The 20,150-nt window shown below is 62.4% G+C and carries 16 protein-coding genes; all 16 read left to right on the top strand.

Annotated features, from left to right (window positions below; translation table 11 throughout):
• The first annotated feature begins 65 nt into the window (after nucleotides 1–65).
• Nucleotides 66–1,418: an RIP metalloprotease RseP gene (rseP, locus tag ACLCGK_RS03485; RefSeq protein ID WP_410951287.1), complete on the top strand. Its 1,353-nt coding sequence runs from the start codon at nucleotides 66–68 to the stop codon at nucleotides 1,416–1,418.
• 74 nt (nucleotides 1,419–1,492) lie between these two features.
• Complete coding sequence (bamA, locus tag ACLCGK_RS03480) at nucleotides 1,493–3,853, top strand: outer membrane protein assembly factor BamA (RefSeq protein WP_013971256.1); 2,361 nt, start codon at nucleotides 1,493–1,495, stop codon at nucleotides 3,851–3,853.
• Between the two features lie 44 nt (nucleotides 3,854–3,897).
• Nucleotides 3,898–4,401 (top strand): OmpH family outer membrane protein, encoded by a 504-nt coding sequence (locus ACLCGK_RS03475; protein WP_015269197.1) that lies wholly within the window; start codon nucleotides 3,898–3,900, stop codon nucleotides 4,399–4,401.
• Between the two features lies 1 nt (nucleotide 4,402).
• Entirely contained in the window at nucleotides 4,403–5,458 is a 1,056-nt protein-coding gene (lpxD, locus tag ACLCGK_RS03470; protein WP_013971258.1) for a UDP-3-O-(3-hydroxymyristoyl)glucosamine N-acyltransferase, read from the top strand.
• Between the two features lie 114 nt (nucleotides 5,459–5,572).
• The gene (gene fabZ, locus ACLCGK_RS03465) at nucleotides 5,573–6,013 is read left to right on the top strand and encodes a 3-hydroxyacyl-ACP dehydratase FabZ (RefSeq protein WP_004375427.1); all 441 of its coding nucleotides are present in this window, start codon (nucleotides 5,573–5,575) and stop codon (nucleotides 6,011–6,013) included.
• Nucleotides 6,010–6,786, top strand: a complete 777-nt coding sequence (gene lpxA / locus ACLCGK_RS03460) for an acyl-ACP--UDP-N-acetylglucosamine O-acyltransferase (RefSeq protein ID WP_023661474.1) — start codon at nucleotides 6,010–6,012, stop codon at nucleotides 6,784–6,786. The genes fabZ and lpxA overlap by 4 nt, the downstream gene beginning before the upstream one ends.
• A 1-nt stretch (nucleotide 6,787) precedes the next feature.
• Entirely contained in the window at nucleotides 6,788–7,915 is a 1,128-nt protein-coding gene (lpxB, locus tag ACLCGK_RS03455) for a lipid-A-disaccharide synthase (RefSeq protein ID WP_410951286.1), read from the top strand.
• Between the two features lies 1 nt (nucleotide 7,916).
• A complete protein-coding gene (gene rnhB, locus ACLCGK_RS03450; RefSeq protein ID WP_061551306.1) occupies nucleotides 7,917–8,540 on the top strand; it encodes a ribonuclease HII in 624 nt (207 codons plus the stop codon).
• Nucleotides 8,541–8,728: 188 nt separating this feature from the next.
• Nucleotides 8,729–12,253, top strand: coding sequence for a DNA polymerase III subunit alpha (dnaE, locus tag ACLCGK_RS03445; protein WP_013971262.1), 3,525 nt, complete (start codon nucleotides 8,729–8,731; stop codon nucleotides 12,251–12,253).
• A 106-nt stretch (nucleotides 12,254–12,359) separates the two neighbouring features.
• The gene (gene accA / locus ACLCGK_RS03440; RefSeq protein WP_015269200.1) at nucleotides 12,360–13,307 is read left to right on the top strand and encodes an acetyl-CoA carboxylase carboxyl transferase subunit alpha; all 948 of its coding nucleotides are present in this window, start codon (nucleotides 12,360–12,362) and stop codon (nucleotides 13,305–13,307) included.
• A gap of 140 nt (nucleotides 13,308–13,447) precedes the next feature.
• Nucleotides 13,448–14,731: a tRNA lysidine(34) synthetase TilS gene (gene tilS / locus ACLCGK_RS03435; RefSeq protein ID WP_410951285.1), complete on the top strand. Its 1,284-nt coding sequence runs from the start codon at nucleotides 13,448–13,450 to the stop codon at nucleotides 14,729–14,731.
• Nucleotides 14,732–15,000: 269 nt separating this feature from the next.
• Entirely contained in the window at nucleotides 15,001–16,629 is a 1,629-nt protein-coding gene (locus ACLCGK_RS03430; protein WP_004375437.1) for a CTP synthase, read from the top strand.
• Between the two features lie 3 nt (nucleotides 16,630–16,632).
• A complete protein-coding gene (gene kdsA, locus ACLCGK_RS03425) occupies nucleotides 16,633–17,478 on the top strand; it encodes a 3-deoxy-8-phosphooctulonate synthase (protein WP_013971265.1) in 846 nt (281 codons plus the stop codon).
• A 153-nt stretch (nucleotides 17,479–17,631) separates the two neighbouring features.
• A complete protein-coding gene (gene eno, locus ACLCGK_RS03420) occupies nucleotides 17,632–18,921 on the top strand; it encodes a phosphopyruvate hydratase (RefSeq protein ID WP_013971266.1) in 1,290 nt (429 codons plus the stop codon).
• Nucleotides 18,922–19,088: 167 nt separating this feature from the next.
• Nucleotides 19,089–19,370: a cell division protein FtsB gene (gene ftsB / locus ACLCGK_RS03415; RefSeq protein ID WP_004375443.1), complete on the top strand. Its 282-nt coding sequence runs from the start codon at nucleotides 19,089–19,091 to the stop codon at nucleotides 19,368–19,370.
• The gene (ispD, locus tag ACLCGK_RS03410) at nucleotides 19,367–20,074 is read left to right on the top strand and encodes a 2-C-methyl-D-erythritol 4-phosphate cytidylyltransferase (protein ID WP_024086399.1); all 708 of its coding nucleotides are present in this window, start codon (nucleotides 19,367–19,369) and stop codon (nucleotides 20,072–20,074) included. The genes ftsB and ispD overlap by 4 nt, the downstream gene beginning before the upstream one ends.
• The last annotated feature ends 76 nt before the right edge of the window (nucleotides 20,075–20,150 follow it).

Raw genomic sequence — 20,150 nt, 5'->3', positions numbered from 1 at the left:
CCGCCACGGTTCACGAGGGGGGCTGGGCATGATGCCAGCCCGCTGAACATCATTCGGAGATGGATATGACAGCGCTCTACATGATTATCGGCACCCTCGTAGCCTTGGGTGTACTGGTCACTTTCCATGAATTCGGCCACTTCTGGGTGGCACGCCGCTGCGGTGTCAAGGTGCTGCGCTTCTCGGTGGGCTTCGGCACGCCGCTGCTGCGCTGGCATGACCGCCATGGCACCGAGTTCGTGGTCGCGGCGATCCCGCTGGGTGGCTACGTCAAGATGCTCGACGAGCGCGAGGGGGACGTGCCGCCGGCGCTGATCGAGCAGTCGTTCAACCGCAAGACCGTACGCCAGCGCATCGCGATCGTCGCGGCGGGCCCGGTTGCCAACTTCCTGCTGGCCATCCTGTTCTTCTGGGTGCTGGCGATGCTGGGTACCCAGCAGATCCGCCCGGTGATCGGCGCGGTCGATGCTGGCAGCCTGGCAGCATCGGCAGGCCTGACCGCAGGTCAGGAAATCGTCTCCATCGACGGCAAGCCGACCAATGGTTGGTCTGCTGTCAACCTGCAACTGGTTCGCCGCCTGGGCGAGAGCGGCACCTTGCAGGTTGGCGTGCGTGAAGAGGGCGCCAGCGCCGAGCGCCAGCTGCAGGTGACGCTGGACAGCTGGCTCAAGGGCGCCGACGAGCCGGACCCGATCCAGTCCCTTGGGCTGCACCCTTGGCGCCCGGCGATCTTGCCGGTGTTGGCCGAGATCGATCCGAAGGGGCCGGCTGCCGCTGCGGGCCTGAAAACCGGTGACAAGCTGCTGGCCCTCGATGGCGTGGCAGTGAGCGAATGGCAGCAGGTGGTCGATGCCGTGCGGGCCCGCCCGCAAGCCAAGGTTCTGGTGCGTGTCGAGCGCGATGGTGCTGCGCTGGACGTCCCGGTCACCCTGGCGCGCAAGGGCGAGGGCAAGGCGGCCGGCGGCTATCTAGGCGCCGGGGTAAAAGGTGGCGAATGGCCTGCCAACATGCTTCGCGAAGTCAGCTATGGCCCGCTGGATGCGGTGGGTGAGGGCTTGTCACGCACCTGGAACATGAGCGTCCTGACCCTTGAATCGCTGAAGAAAATGCTGTTCGGGGAGCTCTCGGTAAAAAACTTGAGCGGACCGATAACCATTGCTAAAGTGGCGGGCGCTTCAGCCCAGTCCGGCGTGGGGGATTTCCTGAATTTCCTGGCCTACCTGAGCATAAGCCTGGGGGTTCTTAACCTGCTGCCCATCCCGGTTCTGGATGGGGGGCATTTGCTGTTTTACCTGGTCGAGTGGGTGCGCGGTCGTCCGCTGTCGGATCGGGTGCAAGGTTGGGGGGTCCAGATCGGTATCAGTTTGGTCATAGGGGTGATGTTGCTCGCCCTGATCAACGATCTGGGTCGACTATAAAGCTTCGCTCAATTGCGAAACCTGCCGTCTTGTCGCGGCGGGCTGTTTATTGCCAGTTGGAATAAAAGGACTTCATGAAACGTCTGCTGCTAACTGCGGTCATGTCCGCACTGATGATCGCTGAAGTTCACGCCGAGTCCTTCACCATCTCCGATATCCGCGTCAACGGCCTGCAGCGGGTTTCCGCCGGCAGTGTCTTCGGTGCCTTGCCGCTGAACGTCGGCGACCAGGCCGATGACCGCCGACTGGTGGAGTCGACCCGTTCCCTGTTCAAGACCGGCTTCTTCCAGGACATTCAGCTGAACCGCGATGGCAATGTCCTGATCATCAACGTGGTCGAACGCCCGTCGGTGTCGAGCATCGAGATCGAAGGCAACAAGGCGATCAGCACCGAAGACCTGATGAAAGGCCTGAAGCAATCCGGCCTGGCCGAAGGCGAGATCTTCCAGCGTGCCACCCTCGAAGGTGTGCGTAACGAACTGCAGCGCCAATACGTGGCCCAGGGCCGCTATTCGGCCGAGGTTGACGCCGAGGTGGTGCCGCAGCCGCGCAACCGCGTGGCGCTGAAGATCAAGATCAACGAAGGCACCGTCGCCGCCATTCAGCACATCAACATCGTTGGCAACAACGTGTTCGACGACGAGACCCTGGCGCAGCTGTTCGAGCTGAAGACCACCAACTGGCTGTCGTTCTTCAAGAACGACGACAAGTACGCCCGCGAAAAGCTCTCCGGTGACCTGGAGCGCCTGCGTTCCTACTACCTGGACCGCGGCTACATCAACATGGACATCGCCTCCACCCAGGTGTCCATCACGCCGGACAAGAAACACGTCTACATCACCGTCAACATCAACGAAGGCGAGAAGTACACCGTCCGTGACGTGAAGCTGTCCGGTGACCTGAAGGTGCCGGAAGACCAGGTCAAGTCGCTGCTGCTGGTGCAGCCTGGCCAGGTGTTCTCGCGCAAGGTGATGACCAGCACCTCCGAGCTGATCACCCGCCGCCTGGGTAACGAAGGCTACACCTTCGCCAACGTCAACGGCGTGCCGCAGCCGAACGATGAAGACCACACCGTCGACATCATGTTCGTGGTCGACCCGGGCAAGCGTGCCTACGTCAACCGCATCAACTACCGCGGCAACACCAAGACCGAAGACGAAGTGCTGCGTCGCGAAATGCGCCAGATGGAAGGCGGCTGGGCCTCGACCTACCTGATCGACCAGTCCAAGACCCGCCTGGAACGCCTGGGCTTCTTCAAGGAAGTGAACGTCGAGACCCCGCCGGTGCCGGGCACCGACGACCAGGTCGACGTCAACTACAGCGTCGAGGAACAGGCCTCCGGCTCGATCACCGCCAGCGTCGGTTTCGCCCAGAGCGCCGGCTTGATCCTCGGTGGTTCGATCAGCCAGAGCAACTTCCTCGGTACTGGTAACAAGGTATCCATCGGCCTGACCCGTTCGGAATACCAGACCCGCTACAACTTCGGCTTCGTTGACCCCTACTTCACTGCCGATGGCGTGAGCCTGGGTTACAACGCCTTCTACCGTAGCACCGACTACGACGACCTCGACGTCGACGTGGCCAGCTACGCGGTGGACAGCTACGGTGCAGGCGTCAGCCTCGGCTACCCGATCAGCGAGACCTCGCGCCTGACCTATGGCCTGAGCGTGCAGCAGGACAAGATCAAGACCGGCAAGTACACCGTTGACGAGATCTTCGATTTCCTCGAAGAGGAAGGCGACAGCTTCCTGAACTTCAAGGCCTCGATCGGCTGGTCGGAGTCGACCCTGAACAAAGGCGTGCTGGCGACCCGTGGTCACTCGCAAAGCCTGACCCTGGAATCCACCATTCCGGGCAGCGATCTGTCGTTCTTCAAGCTCGACTACCGCGGCCAGCTGTTCAAGCCGATTACCAACGACTACACCCTGCGCCTGCACACCGAACTGGGCTATGGTGATGGTTACGGCAGCACCTCCGGCCTGCCGTTCTACGAGAACTACTTCGCGGGTGGCTTCAACTCCGTCCGTGGCTTCAAGGACAGCAGCCTGGGCCCACGCAGTACCCCAAGCCGCGGTGAGGCCAACGGTGGCAAGCCAGGCACCATCGCCGACCCGGACCAGGATCCGTTGCCGTTTGGTGGCAACGTGCTGGTACAAGGTGGTGTGGAGCTGCTGTTCCCGCTGCCATTCGTCAAGGATCAGCGTTCGCTGCGCACGTCCGTGTTCTGGGATGTGGGTAACGTGTTCGACACCAATTGCGGCAACCAGCCTGATTGCGAGAAGGTCGGTTTCTCGGGTATGGCCAGCTCGGTCGGCCTGGGCGTGACCTGGATCACCGCACTGGGCCCGCTGAGCTTCAGCCTGGCAATGCCGGTCAAGAAGCCGGACGATGCCGACACCCAGGTGTTCCAATTCTCTCTGGGCCAGACCTTCTGAGGTCGGCCCTCGCTTAATGACAACGGTTTATCCAGGAGTGCATCGTGCGTAAGTTGACCCAACTGGCCGTAGTGGCCGCGGCGCTTGTCGCCACCCCGGCTTTCGCCGAAATGAAGGTTGCCGTCCTGAACTATCAGATGGCTCTGCTGGAGTCGGACGCCGCCAAGAAATACGCGGTGGATGCCGAGAAGAAGTTCGGCCCGCAACTGACCAAGCTGAAAAGCCTGGAAAGCAGCGCCAAGGGCATCCAGGACCGTCTGATCAAGGGCGGCGACAAGATGCAGCAGCAGGAGCGCGAGCGCCTGGAACTCGAGTTCAAGCAGAAGGCCCGTGACTTCCAGTTCCAGTCCAAGGAACTGAACGAAGCCAAGGCCGTTGCTGACCGCGACATGCTCAAGCAGCTGAAGCCGAAGTTGGATGGCGCTGTCGAGGAAGTGATCAAGAAAGGTGGTTACGACCTGGTCCTCGAGCGTGGCGCGGTCATCGATGTCAAGCCTCAGTACGACATCACCCGCCAGGTCATCGAGCGCATGAACCAAGCCCGTTGATATGACCGTGACCATGACGCTAGGCCAGTTGGCCGAGGCCCTCGGCGCCACTCTCAAGGGGCCCGAGGCGCTGCAGATTACCGGGCTGGCCACCTTGCAGGAGGCTGGCCCAGGTCAGTTGAGCTTCCTCGCCAACCCGCAGTACCGCAAGTTCCTGGATAGCAGCCAGGCGGCTGCGGTGCTGCTGAAGGCGGCGGATGCCGAAGGCTTTGCCGGCAATGCGCTGATCGTCGCCGACCCGTATCTGGCCTATGCGCGCATCTCCCACCTGTTCGACCCCAAACCCAAGGCTGTGGCGGGTATTCATCCCAGCGCCGTGGTGGCCGAGGACGCGCAGGTGGACGCCAGTGCCAGCATCGGGCCGTTCGCGGTCATCGAAAGCGGTGCGCGCATCGCGGCTAATGTCAGTGTGGGTGCACACTGTGTGGTCGGTGCCCGTTGCGTGATCGGTGAGGGCGGCTGGCTGGCCCCGAGGGTCACCCTGTACCATGATGTGACCATCGGCAAGCGTGTGGTCATCCAGTCAGGTGCCGTGATTGGCGGTGAAGGCTTCGGTTTTGCCAACGAGAAGGGCGTGTGGCGCAAAATTGCCCAGATCGGTGGCGTTACCATCGGCGACGACGTGGAAATCGGTGTCAACACTGCGGTCGATCGCGGTGCACTGTCGGATACGCGCATCGCTGATGGGGTCAAGCTCGACAACCAGATCCAGATCGCCCACAACGTGCAGATCGGTGAGCATACGGCCATGGCTGCATGCGTCGGGATTTCCGGCAGCACGCGCATCGGCAAGCATTGCACCATTGCCGGAGGTGTCGGCATGGTGGGTCATATCGATGTCTGTGATAACGTTTTCGTGTCCGGGATGACCATGGTGACCCGTTCGATCACCGAACCGGGTGCCTATTCTTCCGGCACTGCCATGCAGCCACTGGCTGAATGGCGCAAGAGCGCCGCGCGTATCCGCCACCTGGACGACATGGCCAAGCGTCTCCAGCAGCTGGAAAAACGCGTCGATACCGTGACCTCAGGTGGCCAGCCGACATCAGAAGGCTGATACCATTCCCTGAGCAAGAGTGAACAGTCGCTAGCTGGCTCCTCTTTGGACTGCAAAAGGAGCGTGTGGTCAGCACCTGCGCTCCCTATTCTTATTACAGGCTTCCCCCCCGAAATGATGGACATCAACGAGATTCGCGAATACCTGCCTCACCGTTACCCGTTCCTGTTGGTGGACCGCGTGACGGAGCTGGACTACGAGGCCCAGAGCATTCGTGCCTACAAGAATGTCAGCATCAACGAGCCGTTCTTCAACGGCCATTTCCCGGCGCACCCGATCATGCCGGGCGTCCTGATCATCGAAGCCATGGCACAGGCCGCGGGTATCCTCGGTTTCAAGATGCTCGACGCCAAACCGGCCGATGGCACCCTGTACTACTTCGTCGGCTCCGACAAGCTGCGTTTCCGTCAGCCGGTACTGCCGGGTGACCAGCTTGTGCTGGAGGCGAAGTTCCTCAGCCGCAAGAGCATGATCTGGAAATTCGAGTGCCGCGCCCTGGTCGACGGCAAGCCGGTTTGCTCGGCAGAAATCACCTGTGCGGAACGCTCCCTATGAATTCGATTGATCCTCGGGCCATTATCGACCCCTCGGCCAGGCTGGCCGATGGTGTCGAGGTCGGCCCCTGGTCGATCGTTGGCCCTGATGTGGAGATCGGGGAGGGCACCGTTATCGGCCCGCATGTTGTGCTCAAAGGGCCGACCCGCATCGGCAAGCACAACCGTATCTTTCAGTTTTCCTCGATCGGCGAAGACACCCCGGACCTCAAGTACAAGGGTGAGCCGACGCGCCTGGTGATCGGTGACCACAATGTGATCCGCGAAGGGGTGACCATCCACCGCGGTACCGTCCAGGACCGTTCGGAAACCACCGTCGGTGACCATAACCTGATCATGGCCTATGCCCACATCGGCCACGACAGCGTTATCGGCAACCACTGCATCCTGGTCAACAACACGGCCTTGGCCGGCCATGTGCACGTGGGGGATTGGGCGATCCTGTCCGGTTACACCCTGGTGCACCAGTACTGCCATATCGGTGCCCACGCGTTTTCCGGCATGGGCACGGCGATCGGCAAGGATGTCCCTGCCTTCGTCACCGTGTTCGGCAGCCCGGCCGAAGCCCGCAGCATGAACTTCGAAGGCATGCGCCGCCGGGGTTTCAGCGACGAGGTGATCCATGTGCTGCGCCGTTGCTACAAGATCGTCTATCGCCAGGGCCTGACCGTCGAAGACGCGCTCAAGGAGCTGGACGAACTGGCTGCGAAGCACCCTGAGGTCGATCTGTTCCGTCAGTCGATCGTGAACTCCGCCCGCGGCATCACCCGCTGACATGGCCCAGCTTTGCGTAGCCTTGGTCGCAGGTGAGGCCAGCGGCGATATTCTCGGTTCAGGCTTGATGCGTGCCATCAAGGCACGCCACCCCGATGTACGGTTCATCGGCGTTGGTGGTCCCTTGATGGAAGCCGAAGGCCTGCAATCCTATTTCCCCATGGAGCGCTTGGCCGTCATGGGCCTGGTCGAAGTGCTGGGGCGCCTGCGCGAGCTGCTCAAGCGGCGCAAGCTGCTGATCGAGACCCTGATCGGTGAAAAGCCCGATGTGTTCATCGGCATCGATGCCCCCGACTTCACCCTCAACATCGAACTGAAACTGCGTCAGGCCGGGATCAAGACCGTGCACTACGTCAGCCCGTCGGTATGGGCCTGGCGGCAGAAGCGTGTGCTGAAGATTCGCGAAGGCTGCGACCTGATGCTGACGCTGTTGCCATTCGAGGCGCGGTTCTATGAAGAGCAGGGCGTGTCAGTGCGCTTCGTTGGCCACCCGTTGGCCGATACCATCCCGCTAGAAGCCGACCGTCCTGCGGCGCGTGCCGCGCTGGGCTTGGGCGAAGGGCCGGTAGTGGCGTTGATGCCGGGCAGCCGGGGCGGCGAAGTAGGGCGCCTGGGGGCACTGTTCCTGGATGCTGCCGAAAGGCTGCGCCAGCAGGTACCGGGCGTGCGTTTCGTACTGCCCTGTGCCAATGCCGCGCGGCGCGCCCAGGTCGAGCAGATGCTCGAAGGGCGTAAGCTGCCGCTGACCCTGCTCGATGGCCAGTCGCACCAGGCCCTGGCGGCCTGTGACGCGGTGCTGATCGCCTCGGGTACTGCCACCCTCGAAGCGCTGCTGTACAAGCGGCCGATGGTTGTGGCCTATCGCCTGGCGCCCCTGACCTACTGGATCCTCAAACGCCTGGTAAAGAGCCCCTACGTTTCGTTGCCGAACCTGCTGGCCCAGCGTGCGCTGGTACCCGAGCTGCTGCAGGATGACGCCACCAGCGAAGCACTGGCCAATACCCTGGCGCCGCTGGTAGCCGATGGCAGCCGGCAGACCGAAAGTTTCGACGAAATTCACCGCACCCTTCGCCGTGACGCCTCCAACCAGGCGGCCGAGGCGGTACTGGCCTTGCTCAAGGACCGCTGACATGCAAATTGGACTGGACTTCAACCTGGTCGAGGACCTGGTCGCGGGCGTCGACGAAGTGGGCCGTGGCCCGCTGTGCGGTGCAGTCGTGACCGCGGCGGTGATCCTCGACCCGGCGCGCCCGATCCTCGGCCTGAACGATTCGAAGAAACTCACCGAAGCCAAGCGCGAAGCGTTGTTCGACGAGATCTGCGAAAAGGCCTTGAGCTTCTGCATCGCGCGTGCCGAGGTCGAGGAAATCGACCGCCTGAACATCCTGCATGCGACCATGCTGGCCATGCAGCGCGCGGTGGAAGGCCTGCACATTACACCGAAGCTGGCCCTGATCGACGGTAACCGCTGCCCGAAACTGGCCGTACCGGCGTCGCCGGTAGTCAAGGGCGATAGTCAGGTGCCGGCCATCGCGGCGGCGTCGATCCTGGCCAAGGTGACCCGTGACCGGGAGATGAGCGCATTCGAGCTGATCTACCCGGGTTATGGCATTGGTGGGCACAAGGGGTACCCGACCCCGGTGCACCTCGAGGCGCTGGCACGCTTGGGGCCTACACCTATTCATCGGCGCTCCTTTGCCCCGGTGCGGGCCGCGTGGGACGCGCGTGCCGGTGTTCTCGATTCCCTGATCTGAACCCCCGGGGCCGCTTTGCGGCCCATCGCCGGCAAGCCAGCTCCCACACGGATCGTACAATCCCTGACAGCTACGCGGTCCCTGTGGGAGCTGGCTTGCCGGCGATGGGCTGCGAAGCAGCCCCAAAAAACATCCCCATTTAAGCTACAATCCCGCCCTTGTCGTTCAGCACTGCTACAGGATCTTCCATGTCGGTTCCCTTCGTTCACCTGCGCGTCCACTCCGAATTCTCGCTGGTCGACGGCCTGGTGCGGATCAAGCCGCTGGCCAAGGCGCTGGCCGGGATGAACATGCCGGCGGTGGCGATCACCGACCAGAGCAACATGTGCTCGCTGGTAAAGTTCTACAAGACTGCCATGGGCGCGGGCATCAAGCCGATCTGCGGCGCCGACCTGTGGCTGGCCGCTGCCGACCCGGAAGCACCGCTGTCGCGTATCTGCTTCCTGGCCATGAACCCCAAGGGGTACCGCAACCTCACCGAGCTGATCTCGCGCGGCTGGACCGAGGGCCAGCGCAACGGCCTGGTGATCCTTCAGCGTGAATGGATCGCCCCGGCCAGCGAGGGCTTGATCGCCCTGTCCGCAGGCAAGGAAGGTGACATCGGCATGGCCTTGCTGGCGGGGCGGCAAGATGAAGCCGAGGCCCTGCTGCAGGACTGGATGGCGATGTTCCCCGAGCGCTTCTATGTCGAGGTGCAGCGCACCAACCGCGCCCGCGACGAGGAATATGTGCACGCCGCCGTGGCATTGGCCGACAGGTTCGGCGCTCCGCTGGTGGCAACCAACGATGTGCGTTTCATCAAGCAATCGGACTTCGATGCTCACGAAACCCGCGTATGCATCGGTGAGGGCTGGACCCTCGACGATCCGCGCCGGCCAAGGATGTACAGCGACCAGCAGTACCTGAAGTCGGCCGAAGAAATGACCGAACTGTTCAGCGACCTGCCCGACGCCATTGCCAACACCGTCGAGATTGCCAAGCGTTGCAACATCCAGGTGCAGCTGGGCAAGTACTTCCTGCCCGACTTCCCCACGCCCAATGGCATGGGCATCGATGACTACCTGCGGCATGTGTCCCACGAAGGCCTGGAAGAGCGCCTGGCAGTGCTGTGGCCGAAAGAGACCACGCCCAACTACGAAGAGAAGCGTCAGGTTTACCTGGACCGCCTGAAGTTCGAACTGGATATCATCATCCAGATGGGCTTCCCCGGTTACTTCCTGATCGTGATGGACTTCATCAAGTGGGCCAAGAACAACGGTGTGCCGGTCGGCCCGGGCCGGGGGTCGGGTGCTGGCTCGCTGGTGGCCTATGTACTGAAGATCACCGACCTCGACCCGCTGGCCTACGACCTGCTGTTCGAGCGCTTCCTCAACCCTGAACGTATTTCCATGCCCGACTTCGACGTCGACTTCTGCATGGATGGCCGTGACCGGGTGATCGACTATGTGGCCGAAGCCTATGGCCGCAACGCGGTCAGCCAGATCATCACCTTCGGTACCATGGCGGCAAAGGCGGTGGTGCGAGACGTGGCGCGGGTACAGGGCAAGTCCTACGGCCTGGCCGACCGCCTGTCGAAGATGATCCCGTTCGAAGTGGGCATGACCCTGGAAAAGGCCTACGAGCAGGAAGAGATCCTGCGCGACTTCCTCAAGGGTGACGAAGACGCCCGCGAAATCTGGGACATGGCCCTGAAGCTCGAGGGCGTGACACGCGGTACCGGCAAACACGCCGGTGGTGTGGTCATCGCCCCGACCAAGCTCACCGACTTCTCGCCGATCGCCTGTGATGAAGAGGGCGGCGGCCTGGTAACCCAGTTCGACAAGGATGACGTCGAGGCCGCCGGCCTGGTGAAGTTCGACTTCCTCGGCCTGCGGACCCTGACCATCATCAAGTGGGCGATGGAGATCATCAACCGCGAGCAGGCCAAGAAGAACCTGCCCGATGTAAACATCGACTTCATCCCACTGGACGACCGCAAGACCTACGAGCTGTTGCAGAAGGCCGAAACCACGGCGGTGTTCCAGCTTGAATCGCGGGGCATGAAAGAGCTGATCAAGAAGCTCAAGCCCGACTGCCTGGAAGACCTTATCGCACTGGTGGCGCTGTTCCGCCCAGGCCCGCTGCAGTCGGGCATGGTGGACGACTTCATCAACCGCAAGCACGGCCGCGCCGAGCTCGCCTACCCCCATCCGGACTACCAGTACGAAGGCCTGAAGCCGGTGCTGGCACCGACCTATGGCATCATCCTGTATCAGGAACAGGTGATGCAGATCGCCCAGGTGATGGCTGGCTATACTCTCGGCGGCGCCGACATGCTGCGCCGTGCGATGGGTAAGAAGAAGCCCGAGGAGATGGCCAAGCAGCGCGGTGGTTTCATTGAAGGTTGTGCCAACAACAATATTGATGCAGACCTGGCTGGTAACATCTTCGACCTGGTGGAAAAGTTCGCCGGTTACGGCTTCAACAAGTCCCACTCCGCCGCCTATGGCCTGGTTTCGTACCAGACCGCATGGCTGAAAACCCACCACCCGGCGCCGTTCATGGCTGCGGTGTTGTCGGCGGATATGCACAACACCGACAAGGTGGTGGTGCTGGTCGAGGAAGTGCGCAGCATGAAGCTGCGCCTCGACGCGCCCGATGTGAACTTCTCCGACTTCAAGTTCACCGTCAACAATGACGGGCGCATCGTCTACGGCCTGGGCGCCATCAAGGGCGTCGGCGAGGGCCCGGTGGAGGCGATCGTCGAGGCCCGCGCCCAGGGTGGCCCATTCAAGGACCTGTTCGACTTTTGTGAGCGCATCGACCTCAAACGGGTCAACAAGCGCACCCTCGACGCGCTGATCCGCAGTGGTGCGCTGGACCGCCTGGGCCCGCACTTCCATGACGAGATCAAGGCCTACCACGCCAATATCGACATCAACCGTGCAACCCTGCTCTCGGCGCTGGGCGAGGCCATCAAGGCTGCCGAGCAGGCCGCCCACACAGCTGACAGTGGCCACGTCGACCTGTTCGGCGGCATGTTCGAAGAGGCGGATGCCGACGTCTACGCCAACCACCGCAAGGTGCGCGAACTGACCCTCAAGGAACGCCTGAAGGGCGAAAAGGACACCCTTGGCCTGTACCTCACCGGCCACCCGATCGACGAGTACGAGACCGAGATCCGCCGCTTCGCCCGCCAGCGCATCATCGACCTCAAGCCGTCACGCGATACCCAGACTATCGCCGGCATGATCATTGCCCTGCGGGTGATGAAGAACAAGAAGGGCGACAAGATGGGCTTCGTCACCCTGGATGACCGCTCCGGCCGCATCGAAGCATCGCTGTTTGCCGACGCCTTCATGGCGGCACAGTCCTTGCTGCAGACCGATGCCATGGTGGTGGTCGAAGGCGAGGTCAGTAACGACGACTTCTCCGGTGGCCTGCGCCTGCGGGTGAAGCAGGTGATGACCATGGAGGATGCGCGCACCAAGCTGGCCGAGAGCCTGCGCCTGAAGGTGGCACACGAAGCGCTCAAGGGCGACCGGCTGAAGTGGCTGGGCGAGCTGATTACCCGCCATCGCGGCGCTTGCCCGATCACCCTCGAATACACCGGCAGCGACGCCAAGGCCATGTTGCAGTTCGGCGAGCAGTGGGCTATCGACCCGGCCGATGGGCTGATTCAGGCGCTGCGTGACCAGTTCGGGCGTGAGAACGTCTTCCTGCAATATCGTTGAACCGAAAAAAATTTAATCTCGACCTGAATGCGCCTGATCCCTTAAGGTAGGGCGCCAAACGGATCAACCGGCCGGCCGCCTGGCCGTAGACCCAAGACGGATGACTATGAACCCGAATTTTCTCGATTTCGAACAGCCGATTGCCGACCTGCAAGCCAAGATCGAAGGCCTGCGCCTGGTAGGCAACGACAACTCGCTGAACATCAGCGATGAAATTGCCCGTCTGCAAGACAAGAGCAACACCCTGACCGAAAGCATCTTCGGCAACCTGACCAGCTGGCAGATCGCCCGCCTGGCTCGTCATCCGCGTCGTCCTTACACCCTGGACTACCTGGAGCACATCTTCACCGAGTTCGAAGAACTGCACGGCGACCGTCATTTCTCGGACGACGCTGCCATCGTCGGCGGTACTGCGCGCCTGGACGGCAAGCCGGTCATGGTCATCGGTCACCAGAAGGGCCGCGAAGTGCGCGAGAAGGTACGCCGCAACTTCGGCATGCCGCGCCCTGAAGGCTACCGCAAGGCCTGCCGCCTGATGGAAATGGCCGAGCGCTTCAAGATGCCGATCCTGACCTTCATCGACACCCCGGGCGCCTACCCGGGCATCGACGCCGAAGAGCGCAACCAGAGCGAGGCCATCGCCTGGAACCTGCGCGTGATGGCGCGCCTGAAAACCCCGATCATCGCCACCGTGATCGGTGAGGGTGGTTCCGGCGGTGCGCTGGCCATCGGTGTGTGCGACCAGTTGAACATGCTGCAGTACTCCACCTACTCGGTGATCTCGCCGGAAGGCTGCGCCTCGATCCTGTGGAAGACTGCCGACAAGGCAGCCGACGCAGCCGAAGCCATGGGCATCACCGCCGAGCGCCTGAAGAGCCTGAACATCGTCGACAAGGTCATCCAGGAGCCGCTGGGCGGCGCCCACCGTGACCCGGCGAAGATGTCGGAAAGCATCCGTGCCGACCTGGTACAGCAGCTGGACATGCTCGGCAAGCTCGACCATGACGCGCTGCTGGCCCGCCGTTACGATCGCCTGATGAGCTACGGCCTCTGATAGCGAGATGAATGGCACCGGCTTCGCCGGTGTTCGCGGGCACGCCCGCTCCCACAGGTAATGCTTTGCCCTCGGGGCTAGCGCCATACTTGTGGGAGCGGGCGTGCCCGCGAATGCGTTCTTGAACCGAGCGAGGCTAGATGATCAACCTCACCCCCTGGCTCAACGCCCCCACCTGGTACATCGCCTTCTCCGGCGGCCTCGATTCCACCGTCCTCCTGCATCTGCTGGGCGACTACGCCCGCAATCACGCATCCCCTCCATTGCGCGCCATCCACGTCCACCACGGGCTGCAACCCGCCGCCGATGCCTGGCCCGCCCACTGCCAAGCCGTCTGCGACAATCTCGGCATCGAACTCCAGGTCATCCATGTCCAGGTCACCCCCGGCGCCAGCCTCGAACAGGCCGCCCGCGACGCCCGCTATGCTGCCTTCAGGCAAGCGCTCGGCCCAGGCGACATCCTGTTCACCGGCCAGCACCGCGACGACCAGGCCGAAACCCTGCTGTTCCGCCTGCTGCGCGGCGCAGGCCTGCGTGGCATGGCTGCAATGCCGGGGCAGCGGGCGCTAGGGCAGGGCAGCCTGGTCAGGCCATTGCTGGGCTGTTCCCGCCAGCAACTGCAGGACCACGCCCAGGCCAATGGGCTGGCCTGGATCGAAGATCCGTCAAATGTTGACACACAATTTGCCCGCAACTACCTGCGCAGCGAAGTGTTTCCGCTGCTTCAGCAACGTTGGCCGCAGGCCAGCCAGAACCTGGCCCGCGCCGCCGAGCACCTGAGCGAAGCGCAAGGCCTGCTGGACGAGCTGGCCCAGGACGACCTGGCGCTCGCCGGGGAGGGCGCGCCGGTGGCTTGGCCGGGGCTGGACTCCCTCGACCTGGCTTCCCTGGTGGCGCTGTCGCCTGCCCGTCAGCGCAATGCCCTGCAATACTGGCTGAGCCACCGTACCCGGCTGCCCGACACCCGACACTGGGCCGGCTGGGCGGACCTGCGCGATGCCGCCGCCGATGCCCGGCCCGCCTGGCAGCTTGCCGATGGGCAGTTGCTGCGCAGTCATGGCCGCATCTGGTGGTTGAGTGGTGACTGGCTGCAGCTGCCCGTCGGCGAACTGCCTTGGGCCGATCCCGCCAAGCCTTTGCTGTTGCCGGGTAACGGCAGGGTGCGTCTTGTTGGCGCAGCGCCGCTGGACGGCTTGCGCATTGCCTACCGCCAGGGCGGTGAAGTGCTGGATGTCCCCGGCCGCGGCCGACGCGACCTCAAGCGCCTGTTAAACGAACTGCAGGTGCCGCTTTTCCTGCGCCCGCGCCTGCCACTGCTGTACCGGGGCGAACGCTTGCTGGCGGTGGCCAACCTGCCCGGGCTGGTGCAGGCTGATTGCCAGCTGTCCTGGCAGTTGCCGACGAACGCGCAAGGTTTGAGCTGAAGGGTACATTCGGGTAGACTACCCTCCCTTCTTGATACAGCTTCTGTGGGTTCCGCGAAAACACAGGAGTTGCCGATTACCAAGCAGTTTTTTGCTGGGCTGATTCTGGAAATGACGAGCGAGCTCCATGCCGGGGATACCCCTGGTCTGTACAGACGCGGCAGTTTTTCGAGATGCACTGTGATTGACGCAGGTGATCGGGGGCTTCGGCCTTCCTTCGCTTTCTCCGGCGGCGCTGGCCGCCTTAACGCAGACTTCTAGGGTTTTTCATGACGCGCTACATATTCGTCACGGGCGGTGTTGTTTCTTCATTGGGGAAAGGCATTGCCTCGGCTTCCCTGGCGGCCATCCTGGAAGCGCGGGGCCTGAAGGTCACCATGCTCAAGCTGGATCCGTACATCAACGTCGATCCGGGCACCATGAGCCCGTTCCAGCACGGTGAAGTGTTCGTCACCCACGATGGCGCCGAGACCGACCTCGACCTGGGCCACTACGAGCGGTTCATCCGCACCACCATGACCCAGAACAACAACTTCACCACCGGCCGCATCTACGAGCACGTACTGCGCAAGGAACGTCGTGGTGACTATCTGGGCGCGACCATCCAGGTCATCCCGCACATCACCGATGAAATCAAGCGTCGCATCATCAAGGGCGCCGGCGATGCCGACGTGGCCCTGGTGGAAATCGGCGGTACCGTGGGTGACATCGAGTCGCAGCCGTTCCTCGAAGCCATCCGCCAGCTGCGCGTCGAAGTGGGCTCCAAGCGCGCCATGCTGATGCACCTGACCCTGGTCCCGTATATCGCCACCGCTGGCGAGACCAAGACCAAGCCGACCCAGCACTCGGTCAAGGAGCTGCGCTCCATCGGCCTGCAGCCTGACGTGCTGATCTGCCGCTCCGACCACCCGGTCGATGCCTCGTCGCGTCGCAAGATCGCGCTGTTCACCAACGTTGAAGAGCGTGCGGTGATTTCGCTGGAAGACGTCGACACCATCTACAAGATCCCGGGCGTGCTGCACGCACAGGGCCTGGACGATTTCGTCGTCGAGCGTTTCGGCCTGCAGTGCAATGGCGCCGACCTGTCCGAGTGGGACAAGGTGGTCGATGCCAAGCTCAACCCTGAGCACGAAGTGACCATCGCCATGGTCGGCAAGTACATGGAGCTGCTGGATGCGTACAAGTCGCTGATCGAAGCGATGAGCCACGCCGGCATCACCAACCGCACCAAGGTCAACCTGCGCTACATCGACTCGGAAGACATCGAGAACCAGGGCACCAGCCTGCTCGAAGGCGCCGATGCCATCCTGGTGCCGGGCGGTTTCGGCCTGCGCGGCGTGGAAGGCAAGATCACCGCGGTGCAATACGCCCGTGAGAACAAGGTGCCGTACCTGGGTATCTGCCTGGGCATGCAGGTGGCCGTGATCGAATTTGCCCGTAACGTGATGGGATGGAAGGATGCCAACTCCACCGAGTTCGACCGCAACAGCGGTCACCCGGTAGTCGGCCTGATCACCGAGTGGGCCGATGCCACCGGTGCCGTCGAAACCCGCAGCGAAGCCTCCGACCTGGGTGGCACCATGCGCCTGGGCGCACAGGACTGCCAGCTGGCGGCCGGTTCCAAGGTGCACGATTGCTACGGCAAGGACGTGATCACCGAGCGTCACCGCCATCGCTACGAAGTGAACAACAACCTGTTGCCGCAACTGATCGATGCCGGCCTGGTGGTTTCCGGCCGCTCTGAAGACGGCGCGCTGGTGGAAGTGGTCGAGTCCAAGGACCACCCATGGTTCGTCGCCTGCCAGTTCCACCCGGAATTCACCTCGACCCCGCGTGACGGCCACCCGCTGTTCAGCGGTTTCGTCAAGGCAGCCCTGGCTCAGAAGAACAAGGCCTGATCAATGACCCAGAAGATCATTCGCGTCGGTAACATCGAGATCGCCAACGACAAGCCGTTCGTCCTGTTCGGCGGCATGAACGTCCTGGAGTCCCGTGACCTGGCAATGAAGGTCTGCGAAGAGTACGTGCGGGTGACCGAGAAGCTTGGTATCCCGTACGTGTTCAAGGCCAGCTTCGACAAGGCCAACCGTTCGTCGGTAACTTCCTACCGTGGCCCGGGCATGGAAGAGGGGCTGAAGATCTTCGAAGAGATCAAGCGCACCTTCAACGTGCCGGTCATCACCGACGTACACGAGCCTTATCAGGCCGAGCCTGTAGCCAAGGTGTGCGACATCATCCAGCTGCCGGCATTCCTGTCGCGCCAGACCGATCTGGTGGTGGCCATGGCCAAGACCGGCGTAGTGATCAACATCAAGAAGGCCCAGTTTCTCGCGCCTCAGGAAATGAAACACATCCTGACCAAGTGCGAAGAAGCCGGTAACGACCAGTTGATTCTCTGCGAGCGTGGTTCGAGCTTCGGCTACAACAACCTGGTGGTGGACATGCTCGGCTTCGGCATCATGAAGCAGTTCGAGTACCCGGTGTTCTTCGACGTGACCCACGCCCTGCAGATGCCGGGTGGTCGCGCCGATTCCGCCGGTGGTCGCCGCGCCCAGGTCACCGACCTGGCCAAGGCCGGCATGAGCCAAGGCCTGGCCGGTCTGTTCCTCGAAGCCCACCCCGATCCGGACAACGCCAAGTGCGATGGCCCATGTGCCCTGCGCCTGGACAAACTGGAGCCATTCCTGGCCCAGCTCAAGCAACTGGACGACCTGGTGAAAAGTTTTCCGACGGTAGAAACCGCGTAAAGCTCGATTCTCGGGTAAAGTACCGCCCGATCCACCCCTGACCAGTCGGTCAGGGGTTCCCTTCACCCGGCCTGCCCACTGCAAGTCCGCCCGGTGAACGGCTGGAATTTCCTAAGCTAAGTTGTTTTCGTCAATTCTGGAGTGCTTACAACAATGGCAAAAATCGTCGACATCAAAGGTCGTGAAGTTCTCGATTCGCGTGGCAACCCCACCGTGGAAGCCGATGTACTGCTCGACAACGGCATCATCGGCAGCGCCTGCGCGCCGTCCGGTGCTTCCACTGGCTCGCGCGAAGCGCTGGAGCTGCGTGATGGCGACAAGAGCCGTTACCTGGGCAAGGGCGTGCTGAAGGCTGTTGCCAACATCAACGGCCCGATCCGTGACCTGCTGCTGGGCAAGGACCCTGCCGACCAGAAGGCCCTGGACCGCGCCATGATCGAGCTGGACGGTACCGAGAACAAGGCCAAGCTGGGCGCCAACGCCATCCTGGCCGTTTCCCTGGCTGCCGCCAAGGCCGCTGCCCAGGACCAGGACCTGCCGCTGTACGCGCACATCGCCAACCTGAACGGCACCCCTGGCCAGTACTCGATGCCGGTACCGATGATGAACATCATCAACGGTGGCGAGCACGCCGACAACAACGTCGACATCCAGGAGTTCATGGTACAGCCGGTTGGCGCCAAGACCTTCTCCGACGGCCTGCGCATGGGTACCGAAATCTTCCACCACCTCAAAGCCGTGCTCAAGGCCCGTGGTCTGAACACCGCCGTTGGTGACGAAGGTGGTTTCGCCCCTAACCTGGCTTCCAACGAAGACGCCTTGGGCGCCATCGCCGAAGCTGTCGAGAAAGCCGGCTACAAGCTGGGCACCGACGTGACCCTGGCCTTGGACTGCGCGGCTTCCGAGTTCTACGAAGACGGCAAGTACAACCTGTCCGGCGAAGGCAAGTCGTTCGACGCTGAAGGCTTTGCCGAGTACCTGAAAGGCCTGACCGAGCGCTTCCCGATCATTTCGATCGAAGACGGCCTGGACGAGTCCGACTGGGCTGGCTGGAAGATCCTCACCGACAAGATCGGTGCCAAGGTGCAGCTGGTTGGCGACGACCTGTTCGTGACCAACACCAAGATCCTCAAGGAAGGCATCGAGAAGGGCATCGGTAACTCGATCCTGATCAAGTTCAACCAGATCGGTTCGCTGACCGAAACCCTGGAAGCCATCCAGATGGCCAAGGCTGCTGGCTACACCGCAGTGATTTCGCACCGCTCCGGTGAAACCGAAGACTCGACCATTGCCGACCTGGCCGTGGGTACTGCTGCCGGCCAGATCAAGACTGGCTCGCTGTGCCGTTCCGACCGCGTTTCCAAGTACAACCAACTGCTGCGCATCGAAGAGCAACTGGGTGCCAAAGCGGTTTACCGCGGTCGTGCCGAGTTTCGCGGTTAAGCAAGAGATGGTAAAAAGACAGCAGCCGGAGTTGTGGGAACGTTCGTACTGAACTTTCCTACATTTCAACGGGTTTCTGTCGACGAAGCCTGGCCTCGGCCAGGCTTCGTGCTATTCGAGGCCCGGAAGTAAAAATACCCGGCAGCCTTTTTAACCTGGATAACGTGATGCGCAGTCCCTATTGGTTGTTCCTCGTCCTGCTCCTGCTGCTGGGTGGCCTGCAGTACCGCCTGTGGGTGGGTAATGGCAGCCTGGCGCAAGTGACCGAGCTGAAGCAGCAGATTGCTGAGCAGCATGCCGAAAACGAGCGCTTGCTCGAGCGCAATCGCGTGCTCGATGCCGAAGTGCTGGAGCTGAAAAAAGGCATGGAGACCGTTGAAGAGCGGGCTCGCCACGAATTGGGAATGGTCAAAGAGGGCGAAACCCTCTTCCAGTTGCCACAGAAATGATCGAAACGTTACCGGCCTTCTGGGCCGTGATTCCTGCTGCGGGCGTAGGTGCCCGCATGGCTGCCGACCGCCCCAAGCAGTACCTGGAGCTGGCCGGGCAAACCATTATCGAGCACAGCCTCGACTGTTTTCTTGGCCACCCGATGCTCAAGGGCGTGGTGGTCAGCATTGCCGAAGATGACCCGTACTGGCCTCGCCTGCGCTGCGCCAGCGACCCGCGCATCCAGCGTGCCGCGGGTGGTCGAGAGCGTGCCGACTCAGTGCTCAATGCCTTGCTGGTGCTGCATGCTCACGGGGCTGCGGACAGTGATTGGGTGCTGGTACACGATGCTGCACGACCGAACCTGGCGCGCAGCGATCTGGACAAGCTGTTGTCGGAGCTGGCGGACGACCCGGTGGGTGGCCTGCTGGCGGTGCCGGCGCGCGATACCCTCAAGCGGGCCGATGCTGATGGCCGGGTGGGCGCTACCGTAGACCGCAGTACCATCTGGCAGGCCTATACACCGCAGATGTTCCGCCTTGGGGCGTTGCATCAGGCGCTGGCCGAGTGCCTTGTGTCGGATGTGCTGGTGACCGACGAGTCCTCTGCCATCGAGTGGTCCGGCCAGGCGCCGCGGCTGGTCGAAGGGCGCAGCGACAACATCAAGGTGACCCGGCCGGAAGATCTGGAGTGGTTGCGCCAGCGTTGGGCAGGGCGCCGCTGAGGCTTTGACCAGTGCTGGTTTCTTCGCGGGCATGCCCACTCCCACAGGTACAGCGCCAGCCTGAAGGTATGCGCAG

This window comes from Pseudomonas sp. S1(2024) (assembly GCF_046557535.1).
This window is presented reverse-complemented; position numbering and strand designations above follow the sequence as displayed.

Excerpts from the sequence above, each read along its gene's own strand:
- lpxB (WP_410951286.1), top strand. The coding sequence starts at position 6,788 with ATGGCCCAGCTTTGCGTAGCCTTGGTCGCAGGTGAGGCCAGCGGCGAT.
- ACLCGK_RS03430 (WP_004375437.1), top strand. The coding sequence starts at position 15,001 with ATGACGCGCTACATATTCGTCACGGGCGGTGTTGTTTCTTCATTGGGG.
- dnaE (WP_013971262.1), top strand. The coding sequence starts at position 8,729 with ATGTCGGTTCCCTTCGTTCACCTGCGCGTCCACTCCGAATTCTCGCTG.
- rnhB (WP_061551306.1), top strand. The coding sequence starts at position 7,917 with ATGCAAATTGGACTGGACTTCAACCTGGTCGAGGACCTGGTCGCGGGC.
- bamA (WP_013971256.1), top strand. The coding sequence starts at position 1,493 with ATGAAACGTCTGCTGCTAACTGCGGTCATGTCCGCACTGATGATCGCT.
- fabZ (WP_004375427.1), top strand. The coding sequence starts at position 5,573 with ATGATGGACATCAACGAGATTCGCGAATACCTGCCTCACCGTTACCCG.
- ispD (WP_024086399.1), top strand. The coding sequence starts at position 19,367 with ATGATCGAAACGTTACCGGCCTTCTGGGCCGTGATTCCTGCTGCGGGC.
- rseP (WP_410951287.1), top strand. The coding sequence starts at position 66 with ATGACAGCGCTCTACATGATTATCGGCACCCTCGTAGCCTTGGGTGTA.
- accA (WP_015269200.1), top strand. The coding sequence starts at position 12,360 with ATGAACCCGAATTTTCTCGATTTCGAACAGCCGATTGCCGACCTGCAA.
- lpxD (WP_013971258.1), top strand. The coding sequence starts at position 4,403 with ATGACCGTGACCATGACGCTAGGCCAGTTGGCCGAGGCCCTCGGCGCC.
- ftsB (WP_004375443.1), top strand. The coding sequence starts at position 19,089 with ATGCGCAGTCCCTATTGGTTGTTCCTCGTCCTGCTCCTGCTGCTGGGT.
- tilS (WP_410951285.1), top strand. The coding sequence starts at position 13,448 with ATGATCAACCTCACCCCCTGGCTCAACGCCCCCACCTGGTACATCGCC.
- eno (WP_013971266.1), top strand. The coding sequence starts at position 17,632 with ATGGCAAAAATCGTCGACATCAAAGGTCGTGAAGTTCTCGATTCGCGT.
- kdsA (WP_013971265.1), top strand. The coding sequence starts at position 16,633 with ATGACCCAGAAGATCATTCGCGTCGGTAACATCGAGATCGCCAACGAC.
- lpxA (WP_023661474.1), top strand. The coding sequence starts at position 6,010 with ATGAATTCGATTGATCCTCGGGCCATTATCGACCCCTCGGCCAGGCTG.